Source organism: Labrys sp. HAY1-8F (assembly GCF_056754975.1).
The window spans coordinates 5,116,569-5,135,667 of sequence record NZ_JBPGWZ010000002.1 but is presented as its reverse complement, the minus strand read 5'-3'; the positions used below and the strand labels follow the sequence as shown (position 1 = coordinate 5,135,667).

Sequence of the window (19,099 nt, the reverse complement as noted above, 5' to 3'; positions counted from 1 at the left end):
GCGAGCCGTCGGAAGGTTCGGGTGAGGTTCATATAATGTGTGGGGCGGATGAATAGTTTCTCTTTCGGTGATTTCATCACGGCGCTCGGACTGGCCTTTGCGATCGAAGGGTTGTTCTTTCTGGCCTTTCCCGAGCCGGTACGGCGCATGATGGTCTCGGTCGCCAACTCCCCCAACGCACAGCTTCGCCTCGCCGGCTTCATTTCCGCCATCATCGGTATCATCATAATCTGGGTTGTAAGGGGCATGTGACGTGTCGGCCCGGTGTTGGGCCGCACCGCCGCTTCCTGTTGCAGACGAAACTGACAAGCCCAACTTTGCGTGAACTTACGAGCGCGTCACGCTCGCGCCGCATTCCGCACTTGAAATTCAATCCGACCGCGCCCCACATCAACACCGATGCGGGTGACCATCCGAGGACTTGATGCCGATTCAACTCAACAGCTTGATGCGCCGCAGCGGCGCCGTTGCCATCGCCGCCTTGATCGCCGCCAGCCCGGCAACCCTGGTGGCGCCGCCTGCCATGGCCGCGGCGGGCCCGCCCTCCGTCGCTGATCTCTCGGCCGAACTGATCGATGCCGTCGTCAATATCTCGACCTCGCAGACGGTAGCCTCCGGCAGCAATGACGAAGACGGCGAGGACCAGCCGCGGGCCCCGATGCCCAAGCTGCCGCCCGGATCGCCTTTTGAGGAATTCTTCAACCAGTTCTTCAACAAGGAAGGCAAGGGGATGCAGCGTCCCCGCAAGACCGAAGCTCTCGGCTCGGGCTTCGTCATCGACCCCAGCGGCATCATCGTCACCAACAACCATGTCATCGACGACGCCGACGACATCGAGGTCAATTTCAACGACGGTTCCAAGCTCAAGGCCAAACTGCTCGGCCGCGACAAGAAGGTGGATGTGGCCGTGCTCAAGGTCGACCCGCCCAAGCCGCTGAAAGCGGTGAAGTTCGCCGACAGCGACAAGGTCCGCGTCGGTGACTGGGCCATGGCTATCGGCAATCCCTTCGGCCTGTCGAGCACGGTGACGCTGGGCATCATCTCGGCCCGCAACCGCGACATCAATTCGGGGCCTTACGACAATTATCTGCAGACGGACGCCGCCATCAACAAGGGCAATTCCGGCGGGCCGCTGTTCGACATGGATGGCGGCGTCATCGGCATCAACACGGCGATCATCTCGCCCACAGGCGGCTCGATCGGTCTCGGCTTCTCCATGCCGTCGGCGACGGTGCAGCCCGTGATCGAGCAGCTTCGGCTCTATGGCGAGACGCGGCGCGGCTGGCTGGGCGTACGTATTCAGGGCGTTAGTGACGACATCGCCGAAAGCCTGGGCATGCAAAAGGCGCAGGGCGCGCTGATCGCCGGCGTCGACGACAAGGGCCCGGCCAAGCCGGCAGGCCTCGAGCCGGGCGACGTGATCCTGAAATTCGACGGCCACGACATCAAGGAAATGCGGGACCTGCCCCGCCTCGTCGCCGACACGGCGGTGGACAAGAAGGTCGAGGTGGTGATTCTGCGCAAGGGCCAGACCCTGACCAAGACGGTGACCGTCGCACGCCTCGACGAGAGCGACGCCGCCATCAAGGCATCCACCCGCGGCACCGAAACGCCTGAAAAACCGAAGATCACCAAGGCCCTCGGCCTGGAAATGTCCGGCATCACCAAGGAGCTGCGCGACAAATACAAGCTTGCCACCGATGCCAAGGGCGTGGTGGTGACCAAGGTGGACAACGGCTCCTCGGCCGAGGACAAGCAGGTCAAGGTCGGCGACGTTATCCTCCAGGTCGGCCAGCAAGCGGTTTCCAATCCCGAGGATGTGAGCAAGCGCATCGAGGAGTTGAAGAAGTCCGGCACCAAGCAGGCTCTGCTGCTGTTGTCGAACACGCAGGGTGAACTGCGCTTCGTGGCACTTGGCCTGAACTGAGCCTGAGCTTCAGATCTTACAAGACGATGGGTCTCCGCCTTGCGGAGGCCCATTCGTAATTGCTTCGGGCGATCCAATTAAAGGTGTGCGGGGAAGCAATGTGCCTGGAACTGCGGGCGTCTCGCCTGCTCCTGGAAACGCAGCGCGTGCGGGGAAGGGAGAGGCGGACGAGGCATCTGCGGCCTCAGCCGACAACCAAGCCGTCAGCTTGATGCATAGCAGGGCGTGACCCCGCTCATGCTGGCGAGGATGTCACTCGTGTGAGGCCGCTTACTTCTTCTTACGGAAATGATCGAGGCTGACGATTTCTCTCTCTCGGCGGGCTGCTCGTCCTCACCGCCTTCGCCTGCCGTCGCAGTAACCGGCTCTTCAACAGGAACGCTGGCCTTCTTGCGAGCAGGCTTGGCCGCAACCTCTTTGGTCCCGGCTTCCTTGGCCGGTGCACGCTTGCCGGCTTCGCCCTCGTCACTACGCGGAACTGCGCGAATCGCAGCCGGCGCCGGTACCGGTGCGGCTTCCTCTTCCGTCTCGACTTCGTCGACCTCGAACTTCACGCCGAAATCCACTGACGGATCGAAGAAGGCCGTCATGGCAGCGAAAGGCACGACCAGCCGCTCGGGGGCATTGCCAAAAGACAACCCAACCTCGAAGCCGTAATCGCTGACTGTGAGATCCCAGAACTGATGCTGGAGGACGATCGTGATCTCTTCCGGAAACTTTTCCGCCAGGCGCGCCGGAATACTGACGCCGGGAAACTGCGTCTTGAAGGAAATGAAGAAATGATGGTCGCCCGGCAGTCCGATGCGGGCAGCATCGGCCAGCACGCGGCGAACCATGCCGCGCAGCGCATCCTGAGTGAGAAGATCATACCGGATATGGTCAATACTCATCGCGCAATTCTTACCAGGCCAGCTTTTGATTACATCAGGCCCGCTGGCACATTCATACGCCTTGCAGACCGCATCTTCGGATGGCCTGCAGGCAGACCGGAATGAAGTGGAGGCTTCTGTTGCCAGGTGCCTCCGAACCCCGCCTGCCGGTGCTACCCGTCAGGACTTGATTTCGGTCTAGTTACCGCTTACGCGGCAACCGCAACCGGAGCATAGTTGTCGTTGGCAACTATTGAAAAGGCCCGATATCGGCGGAACCATGCCGAGCGAAAGCACACCCTTTACACCCTCGTCGATCCTGTTTCGCCCCCGCCGCAGCCCGCCCTGACGGGCTCTGGTGGAGGCGCCGGGTACTGCCCCCGGGTCCGAAAGGTTTATTTCGATGACCATTTATCGCCATAGCCGGCGCGAGCCGGCAAAGGGAATATAGGCTGCCTGTTCGGCAGAAAAAAGAGGCGATTGCGGTTTGACGGAGCTTTCCTCAGGCTTGACATGCCTTATTTGAGAGAGAGGGCGTCTCGCCCTGCCCGTGCCATCCTCAATCGGCATGCGGCAGCGGCCTTGTATGCCCCACCGGAGACTCGAATACGAGCCGCCATGCGCTCCCCGAATCCAGGGCTGACCGCATGGGGCCAGTTGCAGGAGACCATCATGACTGAAGCCACCCCCGCCAGCCGCCAGGAAAGCGACTCCTTCGGGACGATCGAGGTGCCCGCCGGGCATTATTGGGGGGCACAGACCCAGCGCTCGCTCGAGAATTTCCGCATCGGCGCCGAGAAGATGCCCCGCCCGCTGATTCACGCTCTCGGGCTGATCAAACTGGCGGCCGCTCGCGCCAATCGCGAGCTCGGCGTGCTCGACCCCGCTTTGGCTGAGACCATCGAGCGCGCGGCTCGCGAGGTCGCCGACGGCAGGCTTGATGACGAGTTTCCCCTGGTGGTCTGGCAGACCGGCTCCGGCACGCAGACCAACATGAATGCCAATGAGGTGATTTCCAATCGCGCCATCGAGATGCTCGGCGGCACCATGGGCTCTAAGAAGCCGGTGCATCCCAACGACCATGTCAATCGCGGCCAATCGTCCAACGATACCTTCCCCACCGCCATGCATGTGGCTGCCGCCCGGGAGATCCATGACCGGCTGCTGCCGGCACTGCGCCATCTGGCTTCCGCCCTGGAACAGAAGGCCGAAGCCTTCAAGGACATCATCAAGATCGGCCGCACCCATTTGCAGGACGCGACCCCACTCTCGCTCGGTCAGGAATTCTCAGGCTATGCCACGCAGTTGCAGCAGGGCATCCGGCGGATCGAGGCTGGCCTTGCCGAATTGATGCCCCTGGCGCAGGGCGGCACGGCGGTCGGCACCGGCCTCAACACCCGCGAGGGGTTCGCCGAACGGATCGCGGCTGAACTTGCTGCCCTGACCGGCCTGCCCTTCGTCACCGCCCCCAACAAATTCGAGGCCCTCGCCACGCATGATGCCTTGGTGGCCGCCCATGGTGCGCTCAACACCGTGGCCGTCAGCCTGTTCAAGATCGCCAGCGACATCCGACTGCTCGGCTCGGGCCCTCGAGCCGGCCTCGGCGAGTTGATTCTGCCTGAAAACGAGCCGGGCTCTTCCATCATGCCGGGCAAGGTCAACCCGACCCAATGCGAGGCGATGACAATGGTCTGCACACGGGTGTTCGGCAATCAGAGCACCATCACCTTTGCCGGCAGCCAGGGGCATTTGGAACTGAACGTGTTCAAGCCGGTGATCGCCGACGCGACATTGCAGTCTATCCGCCTGCTTGCCGACGCAGCCAACAGCTTTACCGATCACTGCGTCAGCGGAATCGAGGCTGACACTTCCCGAATCAGCGATCTCGTGGCGCGTTCCCTCATGCTGGTGACGGCACTAACACCTGTCATCGGCTATGATAAGGCAGCTTATATTGCGAAGACAGCGCACCATAACGGTACCACTCTACTTCAGGAAATATTGGCGGCAAAAATAATGGATGAAAGAGCTTTTGAAAATGCGATGAGCCTTGCACGGATGATAACGCCAGATAAAGAATGACAGGAACGTTGTTTTCCAATCAAGGCATATGTCTTACAAGATGTGCCCAGATCGGGCCTCAAGTCGATAGTGAAGTTGTTCACTTGAGAGAAAGTTCCTTTCCGGTAAGCTGATGACTGAGATCGTGAATTTGAGGAGAGTACGCAAGGCTCGGGCAAGGGCCGAAGCCGAGCAGGAAGCTGCCCGGAAACGCTCGATCCATGGACTCTCGCGCATCGATAGAGAAAGGCTGCAGGCGGATAAGCAGGAGGCCGAAAGGCACCTCGACAGACACCGCCTGAAGCCCAATAATGTAGAGTGATGGGCTGCCATGAAAAGCAAAGTCGTTAAACGTTCCATCGTCATTGCCGGCCACAAGACGAGCGTTTCCCTGGAGGATGCCTTCTGGGAAACTTTGAAAGAACTGGCCGCCAAGCGCGATCTCACGCTCTCGGACGTCGTTGCCGAGATCGATGCCACACGCGCCCAAGGAAATCTGTCTTCGGCAATCCGGCTCTTCGTCCTGGAGAATGTGCGCCGAGGATGAGGGTGGCTTGATTCGGCCCGGCCCGCAGTGGCGTTCGCCTGATTGATGGAAAGCAGGTTCCATCCGGCAGGCCTGGTTTTGCTCCCGCTTGATGCTTGCCTTCATCATGTTGCAGGAGTTTGTCTCTACGGCAGCGGCCATAGCCCATTCGAACAATTGAAGACCTAGCTTGCTTCAGACTTAGCGCGTCCATAAAGGCTAGATCTGCTGTCTTGTGTGTAACGCAAAATAGACGGCCTTATAATACCACCCGCAACCACCGACATCTGATTTCAACCTGGAATAGCGGTAAGCAACGGCCCTCCCCCCGCCTCAGGGGCCGATCGGCGGTGATCCGATGGGAGCCTGCGGCAAGGCCGGCCCGGAATTCGGCAGAAGCGGGGCTGGCACCACCGTGGTGTGGCCGGGAGTTACCGACGAGGCGGGCAGGTTTTCGAGAGAAGGCAATTTCACCGGCGGCACGCCGGGAAGCCCGGCCGTGGGCGCCAGCGGTACCCCCGCCCCGCCCGTTGCCGGCACCGGTGCTCCCGGCCTCAGTTGCAGAGGTGGACTGGTGGGTGCCGGGACCTGAAGCTGGGCTTTCCGACGCGCATCTTCGATCGCCTTCTGCATCTTCAAGGCTTCCGCGCGACGCGCATCCTCCTGAGCCTTCTCCTCGATCCGCCGTTGTGCCTCCAATACCTCGAGTTTGCGGGCCTGCTGTTCGACACCGCGAATACTGAGCCAGGCGACAAGGCTCGATACATCGACCTGCTTTTGCAAGGCGTCGATGGTGCCGCGCAATTGCACCGGGATGATTGGGGCCGGGCCCCCGAAGCCATCGGCCGGATTGGTAGGGGAGAGCGCGATGTCGGCCTTCACCGTCAGGTCCGAGAGATCCAGCAGACCGGAGAGGGCAATGCTGCCCTGCGCCGAGGTGGCTCGGGTCGAGGAGAGACGGAGCACGCCGCCCGCGAGCGAGAGATTGCCGTTGATCGTCCCGGTCTTCAGCGGAGCTTCATCCAAGCTGCGTTCGAAGGCTTCCCTGACGTGACCGGCGTCGCCGGAAAGTCCACCATCTACCGCCACCACCGTCTGGCCGAAGGCCTTTTCGGAGAGCCCCGCCAGCGATGCCTGGGCAAGTTCGGCGGTTCCTCCCCCCGTGAGGGAGGACATCAACGCGTCGGGCGAGCGGCCATTGCCCTGGAATTCGACGCCCATGGCCAGTTCGCCAGAAAGCTGACGTCCCTGCAGCGCGACCTTGTGCAACGAGAAATGTCCGCTTGCGGCAGTATCGAGGGCGGCATGCGAAAGCTGGAGGGCACCGCTGACATCACCGCCGGCGAGTTTTGCAGCAAAATCATCGACGGCCACCTTGCCATTGCCGAAATTCAGCACCGCGCGCGCATTGTCGAGTTCCGGCAGGCGTCGAGACAGGCGCAACGTCTTGGCCGAGACAGAAAGCCGACCTGCGAAGGCATCGAAGGTTCCCGCACCAAAGCTCTCATCGGAAAAGGCATTGCCATTGGTGTTCCCCGCGCTCAGATCCGCTCCCGAGAACAGCGAGCCGAGCAGTTGCCCATCAGCCTTGAGAAAATTCAGGCGACCGTCGAGGCGCGTCGGCTTGCCGGCATTGATGGTGAGCGCTCCACTGAGCGGCATGCCGAGCACCGTCCCCGTCAGATCATCGAAGACATAACGACCTGCCCTGGCACGAAAACCGGAGTCCAGCGTGGCACTCTGGGAAGGAACCACGCCCGGAAGCGGCAGGCTCAGTAGCTGGGCCGGCACCAGCGCATCGTCGGTGCTGGCCGTCAGGCGCCCGTCGAAAGCAGGCGCTTCGAATGAACCGGTCATCTTGCCGGTACCGGAGAGTTGCAGCCCCGCTCCTTCGAAACTGGCGTTCCAACGCATCGCGCCGTTGAGCGGACCCGACAGGGCCATCTCCAGCGAGGCACGCCCGGGCACGGAACCCACCGCATAGTCGAGCCCAGCCTGGCGCATCAGCGTGGCGACGTCGAGGCTGTCGGCCTTCACCCTGATATCGGCGTTCTCGCCTGCGCCCTTGCCCGCGAATTGGGTGTCGAGTTGCAGAACGCTGCCGCCGAACTTGCCGTCGACCGAATAACGCCGCGCAGCCCCGAAGGCAACGGAAAGGCTGGCATTGGCCGGCGAGAGCGAGGCCGCGCGGGCCGCAAAGGCATTGACCCAGAAAACCGGCAGCGTGCTGCGCTTGAGCGTGGTAGCCAGCCCCGAAAGATCCTTGCCGTTCAATACGATGCGGATCTCGCCCTGTGGCTCGGCACCGATATTGTCGATGCGGCCATTGGCGGTGAGATTGGCGCCGCCGAGGTCGTTGACGACCACATCCTCGAGCGCGATCAGCTTGCCGCCCGCCTTGATATGCCCACTGACCGATTTGGCCTCGATTCCCGACAGGGCCAACGCTTCCGCCTGCAAGCGGATATCGGCTTCGCTGAACAGGTCGCTGCTGCCGGGCAGGAGAGCGGCCACCGATGGCAGCACGTCGAGATCGATACGCTGCGCGGCCAGATTGGCTTCGACCCGCCCGGCGGACCGGCCGTGTGCCAGGCGGTTCCAGGCCAGCCTGCCCTTGACCGCGGCATCGTCGATGGCGAGGGTCAGCTGCGAAAAGTCCACCTTGTCGGCGTCGGCGTCGAGGGCTGCCTTCAGGGACAGTTTGCGGACGGCATCCGGCCGCCCCAGAACGGGCTGGCCCTGCAGCCAGCCGATCAGGCCGGTGGCCTGGCCCGATTTGAGGTCGAGATTGCCCTTGAACCCGCCTCCTTCGTCATTGACGTCGCCGGCCAGCAAGAGATGGCTCTTGCCCGGCAATGTCGCCTCGAGACGATCGACCTGCAATTTCCCCTCGGCAACCCTGAGGCTCGCCCGGGCATTCTGGATCAACTCGCCGCCCAGCATGAGGCCATCGGCGGCAAGATCGATCTGAGCGTTGGTGGCGGCTCCGGCAAGCGTCGGTACGGTCCTGGCAAGCCTGGCCAGCACCGCGGCCGGTGGCTGGCGCTTGTCGGGGCCGATACCGGCGAAACGATCGAGTTCGAGCTGCTTGCCGGCAAGGTTCGCCTCCAGCACCGGCGTGGCGCCGAAAGCCAGGTTCACGCTGCCGGCAAGCTTGAGGGCCCGCTCGTCCGGCCCAAGCTGGATCGACACCTTGTCGGAGGCCACGCCTGCGGGCGTGGCGGTCACCGGCCCCGACATACTCCAGGCCAATTGCTCGCCAGCGGCCTGATCATCCGGCCCCCCTTCTCCCGCCGCCTTCGCGGAGAAGGTCGGACGCAGCAGCGTCGCCATCCCGACAAAGGTCGGCTTGCCGCCCTGAAGCTTGACCTGACCGTCGAGATCGAGCGTCACCGGCTTGTCCGCCGGCACCGCGGTGATGCGCAGATTGAGGCTACCCTTCTCGGCAACGCCGGTCGCGATCTTTATCGTATGAGGCACGCCGGCGATCTTGATGCCGCCCTCGGCCTTGTAAGGACCGAGTACCGAACCGGATTCACCGACCAGATTGATGCCGGTCAGGCTGATGTCCTGGCCGTCGACCTTGTTCACATAATGAAGCGATCCGCCGCTGACCTCGAAGCTTTCGACCGCGGCCCCGAGCGACACCGGATATTTCGAAAGGGGAGCGATCGTCCCCTCGTCATCGGCCGCTACCGACAGGGCTGGATCACGCACCACCACATTGGAAAGATCGACATCGCCGCGCAGCAGGCCGCCGAGGCTGACGTCTCCATCGATGCGCGCAACGTTCAGCCTGGTGGTGCCATAGGGGTCTCCGATGCTGACATCCGAGAGCGAAAGCCAGGGCTGGGGCAAGAGGCGCGCTTCGATCGGGCCACGAATGATGACGGTTGTGCCGAAATGCTGCGTGAGGCGGTTGCCGATATCCTCGCGCCAAGCGTTCCAGTCGACGTAGAGGGGCGCGGTGAACACAGCCGCGAACGCCACGATCAACAAAAATCCGATAACGGTGAGCGCCTCGCGCACGCCGCACGTCCTTTCCAATGCCTTTGCAATCCAGTACCGGGAATCGCAAAGGTGCCTCCAAACGAAGGGTTAGAGCAAAATGCGTTCCGTCAGAACACGCTTTGCCCTCGACCGGCAAATGTTTCACCCCGCCGATGGCGCCATGGTGAATCCGGTTTCGAGGTCCCTTCCCTGCCAGCGACGACCATACGCGAAAACCGCGGCGAGACGAAACCGGGAACGTGGAGAAACTGTGGTCCCGGGTCACTGCACAGGGCGGCGGGAGATGGTCCCAAACGGTCGAAATCCCGATCGAAACTTTCGTTATGAACAGATTCGGCAGCAATTGTATTACGAACGACCCGCCATGTTCACATTTTCACCAAGTCTTTAGATTTCATTAAGACCCGTACAAAATTTGTGCTATGACATCCTCCGCCGGAATAAATGCTAAAGCATGAGCCGGCTGGGCTGTGCCTGAATGCTCCCCCACAAAAGAATGAGCAGCGGGCGAAAAAGGGGCGGTCGAATTCGTGGCCGTTCGTCACAACAGCGTCGCGTCAATAGAGGAACGGTATCTCTCGCTTTCAGTGAGGTGGGTACACAATGTTACGCTTGATCAGCTCCGTCGGAGTCGTATTGGCGTTAGGTGTCTTCGGCGCAGGCTTCTATACGGTTGGGACTAGCACGGGGCAGTCTCCGTTGGCCCGTAGTGAGCCGACAAGCCGTGTAGCAGCAGCGAACATGCTGGTTTTTCTTTCGGTGGACAAGCAAACGCAGCAGGCTGGTTATCTCGACGGCCGGCCCGTTCCTTCCGGTTTGACGATGCCGATCATCGTTCGTGTCAAACCCAAGGACGCTACCGAAGGAAAGGCCGCCGGTCAGCCGGTGGTGGTGACGCCATAGGAGAGGATAGATTCAACGGCCAAAGCATTTTGCGATTGGACGGGATCGCAAAGACGCGTCGAAACGGGAGTTAGAGCAGGAGAGCGTTCAGCCATGAACGCACTTTGTTCTAGGAGGGACCGGGCCGGAACTATCCTTGAGCAAACAGAGCCGGGCCCGATCGCAGGCAAGGTTCAACAGGCACCCGGATACGTGCCCAAGATGAATGAAGACGATGGGCGGATGTTTCGAGGAGAAGCATCCGCCTGTTGCTTTTTGCGGCGGTTCCTGAAGCCGGTACGCTCGAACGGGTGTCCGGCTCCGGCATGCCGCTCAATCGGGAAAGATCTTGCCGGGATTCATGATGCCGGCCGGATCCAAGGCCTGCTTGATCGCCCGCATCGCCGCCAGGGCCGGGGCACCGTGTTCGGCCTTGAGATATTTGCGCTTGCCCTGCCCCACGCCATGCTCCCCGGTGCAGGTCCCTTCCATGGCCAGCGCCCGCTCCACCAGCCGTTCGAGAAAGCCCTCGCAGGCAGCGACCTCGCGAGGATCGCTCATGTCGATCATCGGCTGCACGTGGAAATTACCGTCGCCGACATGCCCGACGATCGGCGCGATCAGACCGGTGGCATCGATGTCCCGGCGGGTTTCGGCCACGCATTCGGCCAGGCGCGACAGCGGCACGCAGACATCGGTGGCAACGATCTCGGCGCCCTGCCACATGGACTTGACCGCCCAATAGGCGTTGTGGCGCGCCGCCCATAGCTTGGTGCGCTCCTCGGGCTTGGTGGCCCAGGTGAAGGGACCGCCGCCGAACTCGGTCGCGATTTCGCCGAAGCGTTCGGCCTGCTCAGCCACGCCGGCATCGCTGCCGTGGAATTCAAGGAACAGCATCGGGGTCTCTGGCAAGCCCAGGCCGGAATAGGCATTGGCCGCCTTCACCATCAACGTGTCGAGCAGTTCGATGCGCGCCACGGCAAGGCCGGACTGGATGGTGGCGATCACGGCATCGCAGGCGGCCTTCTCACTGCCGAAGGGACAGATACCGGCGCTGATGGCCTCGGGAATGCCATGCAGGCGCAGGGTCACTTCCGTGATGAGGCCAAGCGTTCCCTCCGAACCGACGAGCAAGCGCGTAAGGTCATAGCCGGCCGAGCTCTTCTTGGCCCGGCTCGCCGTCGAGACGATCTCGCCATTGGCCAGCACCGCCCGCAGCGAAAGAACATTGTCCTTCATGGTGCCATAGCGCACCGCATTGGTGCCGGAGGCACGCGTTGCCGCCATGCCGCCCAGGGAAGCGTCGGCACCGGGATCGATGGGAAAGAACAGCCCCTGGTCGCGCAGATAGTCGTTGAGTTGCTTGCGCGTGACCCCCGGCTGCACCACGGCGTCGAGATCCTCGGCATGCACGGCAACGATGGCGTTCATGCGGCTGGTGTCGACGGAGATGCCGCCTTCCGGTGCATTGACATGCCCTTCCAGACCGGTTCCGGTGCCGTAGGGAATGATGGGCACGCCATGGCCGGCACACAGCCTGACGATATCAGCTACTTCATTTTCATTCTCAGGGAAAACCACGGCATCCGGCGCCTGGGCGGGCAGCCAGGTCAGCGTGCTTGCATGCTGGTCGCGCAAAGCCTGGCTTGCCGAAAAGCGCGGACCGAATTGTCCGGCCAGGGCATCGCAGACGGCAGAGAGATCTTCGGGCTGGTAGCGCCGGGAATTTGCGCCGGAATTGACCATAATATGTTACTTTGTCTTGAGGTATCAGCCATTTGGCATACACTGACTTGGAAGCCCTGCGCCAGAGGGTATCGCGATCGTGATCGATCGTCGCCCATCCAGTATGGGCAGAGCTGGAACGAGACTGAATATCCGAGCCTGCCCAACAGGTTCGGATATTCAGTTTGAAGTGGGTGAGAGGGCAGAAAATCGAGGGCTTTTTGCGACTATCAAGAGTTGTAAAGGCGCCTCGAAACAAGGAGTTAGAAGCAAAAGTGCGTTTTTTTTTCAAAACGCGCTTTGCTCTAGTGGCGTGGAGGCGGAAATGTTTGACACCAGCAAATTGCCAGCATTGTTCTTCGCGCCGTTCGTATCGTCACAGATGCGCATCGAGCCCCATTGGATCGACTATAACGGCCATCTGAACATGGCCTATTATCACGTCCTGTTCGACAACGCCCTTGGCGAAGCCCTGGCGCTCGTCGGTCTGGGGGAGGATTATATCCGTGAGCGCGGCATGTCCTTCTTCACCGGGGAAGTACACGTTATCTACAAGCGTGAACTTCACCTCGACGATCCCGTGCGTGTGCGCCTGCAACTGGTCGGCTATGACGAAAAGCGTCTGCATATCTATGAAGAACTCTGTCATGCCACCGAAGGCTGGGTGTCGGCCACCTGTGAACTGATCTCGCTCAATATCGACATGGCGACCCGGCGGGTGGCTCCGTTCCCCTACGACATCATCGACAATCTCGCCGAGATGCGCTCCTCGCATGGCTATCTGCCCACGCCAGAGATCGTCGGCCGGGCCATCCGCACCCCGGCGCTAGTCAGCCGGCAATAGCCGGCGGGCGCTACGCGCCAGCCGCACCGGCCGGTGCACCAGCGACACCAGCACGAAGCTGACGATCATCAGCAGATACCAGGCCCCGAGCTTGCCGAAGGAAACCAAGGCGAAGCCGTGGCGCTGGTTGGGATAGATCCAGACCTGGCCGAAACTGCCGATGTTCTCGGCGATCCAGATGAAGAAGGCAACCAGGAAGAAACCGAGCAGCAGCGGCATGGAGCGCGGTTCCCGGTCCACCGTAAAATAGATCTGCGTGCGCCAGAACAGGATGACTATGGCGGCGAACAGGCCGAGGCGGATGTCCGGCAGAAAATGGTGGGTGAAGAAATTCACATAGATCAGTCCGGCCAGCAGGATCGTCCAGCGCATGCGGGGATAGAAACTGTAGCGGAAGTCGAACAGGCGGGCCGCGCGGGCGATGTAACTGCCAACGGCCGAATACATGAAGCCCGAGAACAGCGGCACTTCGCCGATCTTCAGCAGGCTCGGCTCGGGATAGGCCCAGGAACCGGCCTGCGTTTTGTAGATCTCCATGATGGTGCCGACGACATGGAAGACCGCGATCACGGCGGCTTCTTCCCAGGTCTCGAGCTTGAGCGCAAGCAACAGGCCCTGGATACCCAGCGCCGCGAAGCAGAGGAAATCATAGCGGCTGACCCAGGCCCCCTCGGGATAATAGAAGCGCGTTGCCAGGATGAGGGCGAGAAAGGAACCGCCGAACAGGCAGGCCCAGCCCTGCTTGAGGCCGAAGAGCCAGAATTCGCGAAGGAAGAGCCTGAACATTGCCATGCCCAATCCTTGCAGGCGCGTTTGCAGCCTCGATGCAGATGCAATGGCGCGCCCGTGAAATCCGGGCGCAGGATCGGCGTACGCCATGGCGGAAAATGGGCGCGCCGCTGCGCCGCCTTTTCGAGCAAAGCGCCCAAATAATCACCATCAACGCTTTGAAATATAAACAATATTCTTGGCACGAAAATAACTTGCCCAAGGGCTTTGTCTGAGCGACACTTCCAGGATCGGCATTGGCGACAGACCTTGGGCGGAAGACCTCGCCCCACAAGAGGCACAAGCGCCGGCCGGCCATTCAGAGAGACGGAAGGGTGCCTATTATGGACTGCCTGAAAGTATTTCGACGCAGCGGCCTTGCGGCCGTGGCGGCCGCTTTGCTCGTGGGAATTTCACCGGCTTCGGCGGCTTCGCCGGAATCCTCCGATCCCATCAAGATCGCCTTGTTCGACTGGACCAGTGTCAATCTCAATGCCAAGATCCTGGGCGGCATCCTGGAAAAGCTGGGATACACCGTCGAATATCCCACCGCCGACTATCTCTCCAGCCTGTCGACCGGCCTTACCAATGGCGATCTGACCCTCGGCGTCGAATTTTGGGACACCACCGCCGGCGAGGCCATGAAGGCCTCCGACGCCACCAAGCAGACCGAACGCCTGGGCAAGCTTGGTCCCAAGGCCAAGGAGGAATGGTGGTACCCGATCTATATGAAGGAGAAATGCCCCGGTCTGCCCGATTGGAAGGCTTTGCTGGACCCCAAATGTGCCGAGGCCTTCTCCACGCCCGATACCGCTCCCAAAGGCCGCTACCTCGGCGGACCCGTGACCTGGGAAGGCTTCGATGACGAGCGCGTGGCAGCCCTGAAGCTGCCCTTCACGGTCATCCATGCCGGCACGGACGGTGCCATGTTCGCCGAGCTCGATTCCGCCTATCAGCGCAAGGCCCCAATCATGCTGTGGATCTATTCGCCACATTGGGCCACGGCGAAATATCAGGGCGAATGGGTAAAATTCCCCGAATATGAGCCGGCCTGCTACACCGATCCGAAATGGGGTACCAACCCGGATGCCAAATATGATTGCGGCAAGCCGCATGGCGAGATCTGGAAATATGCCTGGGCCGGCATGAAGGACAAATGGCCCGTGGCCTACAAGGTTGCCAAGGCCTACACGATCGAGACTGACGAACTCAACAAGCTGAGCGGCCAGGTCGATCTCGAAGGCAAGAGCCTGGACGATGTCGCGGCAAAGTGGGTCACCGACCACGAGGCGACCTGGAAAGCCTGGGCCCAATGATTGGCCGAGATGGGCGAGCCTGGAGAAGCTGACCGAAAAATCGCAGGAACCTCAAGGTTTTTGTCGTCACCGGGCTGTCCCGGAGATCCATGCGCCCCCCAGGCTGCGGCATCTGGATGCCCGGGACAGGCCCGGGCATGACAAAATCAGAACACCCGCGTTCTGGCCTCGATTTCCAAGTCAGGCTCCGGAGGCCCGTCCCTCAATCCCCGATGCAACCAAGAGGCACCGATGCAAGCCGCGATCGCTTCGCCAGGCCCGGACACCGCCACACGCGCCGTGAAGCTGGCCTGCCGCGACGTCTGGAAGGTTTTCGGCCCAAATGCCGCCCGCGAACTGGCCCGGCACGGCCAGCGGCCGACGGATGAGGACCTTGCCAAGGCAAGCCTGGTCGCCGCCGTGCGCGAGGCCAGCCTTACCGTGCACGAGGGCGAGATCTTCATCATCATGGGGCTGTCCGGCTCGGGCAAATCTACCCTGCTGCGTTGCCTGGCCCGATTGATCGAGCCGACCGCCGGCACAGTCGAGTTCGACGGCAGGAATCTGCTCAAGGCCAGCGGGGCCGAGATGATCGAACTTCGCCGCCACAAGATGGGCATGGTGTTCCAAAACTTCGCCTTGCTGCCGCATCTGAGCGTGATCGAGAACGTCGCCTTCCCGCTGGCCGTCCAGGGCATCGCCAAGGCCGAGCGACTGAAACGAGCGCAGGACATGGTCGATCTGGTCGGCCTGCGCGGCCGCGAAGGCTTCTATCCGCGCGAACTCTCAGGCGGCCAGCAACAGCGCGTCGGCATCGCGCGCAGCCTCGCCACCAAGCCCGAACTCTGGTTCCTCGACGAACCCTTCTCTGCTCTCGATCCGCTGATCCGCCGGGAGATGCAGGACGAACTCGTCCGGCTGCAGAAGGTGCTGCACAAGACCATCGTCTTCATCACCCATGACTTCGACGAGGCGATCCGCCTCGCCGATCGCGTCGCCATCATGAAGGACGGCGCCATCATCCAGACGGGTACGCCGGAGGAGCTCGTCACCCGGCCGGCAACCGATTATGTCGCCGAGTTCACCCGTGACGTCCAAAGGGCGAAGGTGGTTTCCGCCTGCGGCCTCATGCGTCCCGCCCAGCCCGGTTCCGCCTATGCCGGCAATCTCGCCCCGGCGGACAAGGTCTCCTCTTTCGCCGCCGACATCATCGGTGCCGCCGCGCCCTTCGCGGTCCGCGATCCTGCCGGCGCCCTGCTCGGCGAGGTCATGCCCGACGCCGTGCTCGATATCCTGACCGGCGGCGACCAGCGCAGGAACGCCGCTTGAGCAAGTCAGCCCCCCTTTCCCTCGCTCAACCGTATACATCGCCTGGTGGCCGGGTAACGACCTGGACCGTGATCTGGTGCCTTGCTTTCCTGCTCGCCATCACGCTCTACTTCATGAGGTCGAATGCAGGCTGGCTTTCCGCCTGGCCCGATAACTGGATCATTCCCTTCGCGGGTTGGATGTCGGCCGTCATGGCCTGGATGAAAAGCAATCTGAGCTGGCTGACACGGGCGATCGCCGCCATCCTCGACCTTCCTCTCCAGATTGCTTTCGGATTGCTGGCCAAGCCGTTGAAATTATGGGGCATCCCGCTGCCGACATTATCCTGGCTGGGCGTGATTTCAGCGGCGATCATCGCAGGCCATGCTGCCGGAGGGCTGCGGCTCGCGGCCCTGATGGCGGCCTGCTTTGGCTATATCGCGCTTTTCGGCCAGTGGCAGGGGGCCATGCTTACCCTCGCTTTGATCCTGATCTCGGTGCCGCTTTGCGTGCTGACAGGCCTGTTGCTCGGCGTCGCCGCCTGGCGTTTTCCGAAGCTGGATCGGCTGGCGGTCACCCCGGCCCTCGATCTGATGCAGACGATCCCGACCTTCGCCTATCTCATCCCCATGTTGATCCTGTTCGGCAACAGCCCGGTCTCGGCGATGATCGCCACTTCGATCTTCGCCACGCCGCCAATGGTGCGGGCCACCATGGTGGCGCTGTCCCGGATTCCCTCCGAGATCGCCGATTTTGCCGTCATGGCAGGCTGCACGTCGCGCCAGAAGCTCTGGCGCGTGCTGATCCCCACGGCGCGGCCCATGCTCATGGTCGGCGTCAACCAAGTGATCATGCTGGCGCTGAACATGGTGATCATCTCCTCGATGATCGGCGCGGGCGGGCTCGGCTATGACGTGCTGCTGGCCCTGCGCGCCCTCAAGATCGGCCAGGGCATGGAGGCGGGCTTCGCCATCGTGGTGCTGGCCATCGCCCTCGATCGGCTCTCGCAGGCCTTTGCCTATCGCGGCGGCCAGCCCGTGCATCGGGAGGGCAGCGGGCTCTTCGCCCGCCATCCCCATCTCGTCCTGGCGCTGGCTCTGCTGATTGCAAGCACGCTGGCCAGTCTCGTCTTGCCGGCTCTCGCCAAAATCCCCCCGGGCTGGACCTTGTCGACTGCGCCGTGGTGGAAGGCGGGCGTCGATTGGATCACCGTGCATTTCTTCGACGTGATCGAGGCCCTGCGCGTCGGGCTTCTCGTTTATGTGCTCAACCCTGTCCGGGCCTTCTGCGAAGCCATTCCCTGGCTCGCCGCGCTGGTCCTGCTGGTGCTGGCGGGTTACCGTCTTGCAGGCTGGCGCCTCGCCGCCCTCATCGGCTTGCTCGTGCTTTTCTGCGCCTCGTCCGGGCTGTGGCAGAAGACGATGTCGACCGTCTATCTCTGCGGCGTGTCGGCGATCCTCGCCACGCTGATCGGCATGCCGATCGGCGTCTGGGCCTCGCGGAGCGACCGTGTGTATCGCGTGATCGAACCTGTCGTCGATACCCTGCAGACCCTGCCGTCCTTCTGCTTCATCATTCCGATCGTGATGCTGTTCCGGGTTGGCGACGTCACTGCCCTGATCGCCACGGTCTCCTTCGCCGTCGTCCCAGCCATCCGCTATACCAATCATGGCCTGCGGCAAGTGCCGCCGACCCTGATTGAAGCAGCGAAGACGGCCGGTTGCACGCGCTGGCAGACCTTCCGCCTGGTGCAATTGCCGATGGCGCTGCCCGAGATCATGCTCGGCATCAACCAGACCATCCTGCTCTCGCTGAGCATGATCATCATCTGCGCGATGATCGGCACGCGCGATCTCGGCCAGGAGGTCTTCATCGCCCTCGCCAAGGCGGATGCCGGCCGCGGCATCGTCGCCGGCCTTGCCATCGCCTTCATCGGCATCGTCGCCGACCGCCTGATCGGCGGCGCGAGCGCCAAGGCGCGCAAGCGTTTGGGGTGATGCCAGCTGTAATGGGGAGTTCGACGAACAAGTGTAGCTGTCATCCCCGGCCGAGCAGCTTACGAGCATCGCGAGGAAGAGCGAGGGGATGGAGATCCAGGGGGTGAGGTGGCGCATTTGCCCCTTGGATCCCCTTCCCTCGCCACTGCGCGGCTCGCCGGGGATGACAGCGTGAAGCGACTACCTATTCCCGGGTTCTCGCTTTACCCGCGCGCTGAACCCGCAAGGCCGCGCGCGCCGTCGAACAGCGATTTCAGGCCGAAACCGATGAAGACGACGCCGACGATCCGCGTCACCCACAGGCCATGGCGTGCGAAGAAAGTCCGGATCGGCTTGAGGCCGATGGCGACATAGAGGATGAAGTCCGCCGCCACGAAACCTAGAAAGGCGGCCACGATCAGGCCGGGCGTCGCGCTCCAGGTGATGTGATCGCCATAGGGCGCCACCAGCGCCCCGAAGGTGGCGAGTGCCACGGGATAGGATTTCGGGTTGGTCAGGCCGAAGATCACGCCATTGACCAGAGGCCGGTCGGCGCCGATCACCGCAGCCTTGCCGTCCCGGCGCGTCATCACGGCCCTCACCCCCATATAGATCAGGTAGAGGCCGCAGCCGATGCCTAGGATATCGAACAGGGTCGGGCCGATCTGGCTCACCCCGACAATCGCCGCCAGCGCCGCCACCGACCATAGGATATCGCCGACGAGATGACCGGTCATGAACCAGGCGCCGGGCGTGCGTCCCTTGGCGGCACCGAGCGCGAACAGGGCCAGGAAGGCCGGCCCGGGCGAAATCGTATAAAGGAAGCCAGCGAAAAAGGTTGCGGTGAGCAGGGAAACATCGAACATGGGAATCGGCTTGGCGGCTAGAGAAGTTTTCATAGCGCACG

15 protein-coding genes, 1 other RNA gene and 1 pseudogene are annotated in these 19,099 nt (G+C 62.1%); 11 read left to right on the top strand and 6 right to left on the bottom strand.

Features of this window, described 5'->3' with window-relative positions; translation table 11 throughout:
- Nucleotides 1–48 precede the first annotated feature (48 nt).
- Both ACR9ZN_RS32825 and ACR9ZN_RS32820 read left to right on the top strand, forming a co-directional pair.
- Nucleotides 49–252, top strand: coding sequence for a DUF2065 domain-containing protein (locus ACR9ZN_RS32825; protein WP_434955782.1), 204 nt, complete (start codon nucleotides 49–51; stop codon nucleotides 250–252).
- 172 nt (nucleotides 253–424) lie between these two features.
- On the top strand, nucleotides 425–1,927 hold the full coding sequence (locus ACR9ZN_RS32820; RefSeq protein ID WP_454813415.1) for a Do family serine endopeptidase: 1,503 nt from the start codon (nucleotides 425–427) through the stop codon (nucleotides 1,925–1,927).
- A 270-nt stretch (nucleotides 1,928–2,197) separates the two neighbouring features.
- Here the strand turns inward: ACR9ZN_RS32820 and ACR9ZN_RS32815 are convergent.
- Together ACR9ZN_RS32815 and ssrA are read right to left on the bottom strand one after the other, a co-directional pair.
- Nucleotides 2,198–2,817, bottom strand: a pseudogene (locus ACR9ZN_RS32815) (SspB family protein).
- Between the two features lie 105 nt (nucleotides 2,818–2,922).
- Nucleotides 2,923–3,273, bottom strand: a transfer-messenger RNA (tmRNA) gene (gene ssrA / locus ACR9ZN_RS32810).
- A 195-nt stretch (nucleotides 3,274–3,468) separates the two neighbouring features.
- On the opposite strand from ssrA, the gene fumC reads away from it, so the two are divergent.
- From fumC to ACR9ZN_RS32795, 3 genes are all read left to right on the top strand, one after another.
- Nucleotides 3,469–4,878, top strand: coding sequence for a class II fumarate hydratase (gene fumC / locus ACR9ZN_RS32805; protein ID WP_434955779.1), 1,410 nt, complete (start codon nucleotides 3,469–3,471; stop codon nucleotides 4,876–4,878).
- Nucleotides 4,879–4,990: 112 nt separating this feature from the next.
- Nucleotides 4,991–5,179 carry a DUF4169 family protein gene (locus ACR9ZN_RS32800; RefSeq protein WP_434955778.1) on the top strand — a complete coding sequence of 63 codons (189 nt, stop codon included), beginning with the start codon at nucleotides 4,991–4,993 and terminating at the stop codon, nucleotides 5,177–5,179.
- A gap of 9 nt (nucleotides 5,180–5,188) precedes the next feature.
- Nucleotides 5,189–5,404, top strand: a complete 216-nt coding sequence (locus ACR9ZN_RS32795; RefSeq protein ID WP_068282176.1) for a ribbon-helix-helix domain-containing protein — start codon at nucleotides 5,189–5,191, stop codon at nucleotides 5,402–5,404.
- A gap of 312 nt (nucleotides 5,405–5,716) precedes the next feature.
- Here ACR9ZN_RS32795 and ACR9ZN_RS32790 read toward each other — a convergent pair whose 3' ends face one another.
- Nucleotides 5,717–9,412, bottom strand: coding sequence for an AsmA family protein (locus ACR9ZN_RS32790; protein WP_481274191.1), 3,696 nt, complete (start codon nucleotides 9,410–9,412; stop codon nucleotides 5,717–5,719).
- Between the two features lie 723 nt (nucleotides 9,413–10,135).
- Between ACR9ZN_RS32790 and ACR9ZN_RS32785 the strand changes: the two genes are divergently transcribed.
- A complete protein-coding gene (locus ACR9ZN_RS32785; RefSeq protein WP_156771335.1) occupies nucleotides 10,136–10,297 on the top strand; it encodes a hypothetical protein in 162 nt (53 codons plus the stop codon).
- Nucleotides 10,298–10,609: 312 nt separating this feature from the next.
- Here the strand turns inward: ACR9ZN_RS32785 and ACR9ZN_RS32780 are convergent, their stop codons facing one another.
- Nucleotides 10,610–12,022: an FAD-binding oxidoreductase gene (locus ACR9ZN_RS32780; RefSeq protein ID WP_481274190.1), complete on the bottom strand. Its 1,413-nt coding sequence runs from the start codon at nucleotides 12,020–12,022 to the stop codon at nucleotides 10,610–10,612.
- Nucleotides 12,023–12,326: 304 nt separating this feature from the next.
- On the opposite strand from ACR9ZN_RS32780, the gene ACR9ZN_RS32775 reads away from it, so the two are divergent.
- On the top strand, nucleotides 12,327–12,845 hold the full coding sequence (locus ACR9ZN_RS32775) for a thioesterase family protein (protein WP_441773975.1): 519 nt from the start codon (nucleotides 12,327–12,329) through the stop codon (nucleotides 12,843–12,845).
- On the opposite strand, the gene ACR9ZN_RS32770 is transcribed toward ACR9ZN_RS32775, so the two are convergent.
- Nucleotides 12,828–13,637, bottom strand: a complete 810-nt coding sequence (locus ACR9ZN_RS32770) for a DUF817 domain-containing protein (RefSeq protein ID WP_481274189.1) — start codon at nucleotides 13,635–13,637, stop codon at nucleotides 12,828–12,830. The genes ACR9ZN_RS32775 and ACR9ZN_RS32770 overlap by 18 nt on opposite strands.
- 32 nt (nucleotides 13,638–13,669) lie before the next feature.
- Here ACR9ZN_RS32770 and ACR9ZN_RS32765 point away from each other — a divergent pair, with 32 nt between their 5' ends.
- The 4 genes from ACR9ZN_RS32765 (at nucleotide 13,670) to ACR9ZN_RS32750 (ending at nucleotide 18,213) form a co-directional block, all read left to right on the top strand.
- Nucleotides 13,670–13,849 carry a hypothetical protein gene (locus ACR9ZN_RS32765; protein ID WP_434955773.1) on the top strand — a complete coding sequence of 60 codons (180 nt, stop codon included), beginning with the start codon at nucleotides 13,670–13,672 and terminating at the stop codon, nucleotides 13,847–13,849.
- A gap of 108 nt (nucleotides 13,850–13,957) precedes the next feature.
- Nucleotides 13,958–14,929 (top strand): ABC transporter substrate-binding protein, encoded by a 972-nt coding sequence (locus tag ACR9ZN_RS32760; RefSeq protein WP_481274188.1) that lies wholly within the window; start codon nucleotides 13,958–13,960, stop codon nucleotides 14,927–14,929.
- 231 nt (nucleotides 14,930–15,160) lie between these two features.
- Nucleotides 15,161–16,237, top strand: a complete 1,077-nt coding sequence (locus ACR9ZN_RS32755; protein WP_481274187.1) for a quaternary amine ABC transporter ATP-binding protein — start codon at nucleotides 15,161–15,163, stop codon at nucleotides 16,235–16,237.
- Nucleotides 16,234–18,213 carry an ABC transporter permease gene (locus ACR9ZN_RS32750; protein WP_481274186.1) on the top strand — a complete coding sequence of 660 codons (1,980 nt, stop codon included), beginning with the start codon at nucleotides 16,234–16,236 and terminating at the stop codon, nucleotides 18,211–18,213. The genes ACR9ZN_RS32755 and ACR9ZN_RS32750 overlap by 4 nt, the downstream gene beginning before the upstream one ends.
- 203 nt (nucleotides 18,214–18,416) lie before the next feature.
- On the opposite strand, the gene ACR9ZN_RS32745 is transcribed toward ACR9ZN_RS32750, so the two are convergent.
- The gene (locus tag ACR9ZN_RS32745) at nucleotides 18,417–19,058 is read right to left on the bottom strand and encodes a LysE family translocator (RefSeq protein ID WP_434955769.1); all 642 of its coding nucleotides are present in this window, start codon (nucleotides 19,056–19,058) and stop codon (nucleotides 18,417–18,419) included.
- Nucleotides 19,059–19,099: the final 41 nt, after the last annotated feature.

Bases quoted from the DNA above. Each gene is read 5' to 3' on its own strand.
- ACR9ZN_RS32825 (WP_434955782.1), top strand. From the start codon at position 49: ATGAATAGTTTCTCTTTCGGTGATTTCATCACGGCGCTCGGACTGGCC.
- ACR9ZN_RS32820 (WP_454813415.1), top strand. From the start codon at position 425: ATGCCGATTCAACTCAACAGCTTGATGCGCCGCAGCGGCGCCGTTGCC.
- fumC (WP_434955779.1), top strand. From the start codon at position 3,469: ATGACTGAAGCCACCCCCGCCAGCCGCCAGGAAAGCGACTCCTTCGGG.
- ACR9ZN_RS32800 (WP_434955778.1), top strand. From the start codon at position 4,991: ATGACTGAGATCGTGAATTTGAGGAGAGTACGCAAGGCTCGGGCAAGG.
- ACR9ZN_RS32795 (WP_068282176.1), top strand. From the start codon at position 5,189: ATGAAAAGCAAAGTCGTTAAACGTTCCATCGTCATTGCCGGCCACAAG.
- ACR9ZN_RS32785 (WP_156771335.1), top strand. From the start codon at position 10,136: ATGCTGGTTTTTCTTTCGGTGGACAAGCAAACGCAGCAGGCTGGTTAT.
- ACR9ZN_RS32780 (WP_481274190.1), bottom strand. From the start codon at position 12,022: ATGGTCAATTCCGGCGCAAATTCCCGGCGCTACCAGCCCGAAGATCTC.
- ACR9ZN_RS32775 (WP_441773975.1), top strand. From the start codon at position 12,327: ATGTTTGACACCAGCAAATTGCCAGCATTGTTCTTCGCGCCGTTCGTA.
- ACR9ZN_RS32770 (WP_481274189.1), bottom strand. From the start codon at position 13,637: ATGGCAATGTTCAGGCTCTTCCTTCGCGAATTCTGGCTCTTCGGCCTC.
- ACR9ZN_RS32765 (WP_434955773.1), top strand. From the start codon at position 13,670: ATGCAGATGCAATGGCGCGCCCGTGAAATCCGGGCGCAGGATCGGCGT.
- ACR9ZN_RS32760 (WP_481274188.1), top strand. From the start codon at position 13,958: ATGGACTGCCTGAAAGTATTTCGACGCAGCGGCCTTGCGGCCGTGGCG.
- ACR9ZN_RS32755 (WP_481274187.1), top strand. From the start codon at position 15,161: ATGCAAGCCGCGATCGCTTCGCCAGGCCCGGACACCGCCACACGCGCC.
- ACR9ZN_RS32745 (WP_434955769.1), bottom strand. From the start codon at position 19,058: ATGTTCGATGTTTCCCTGCTCACCGCAACCTTTTTCGCTGGCTTCCTT.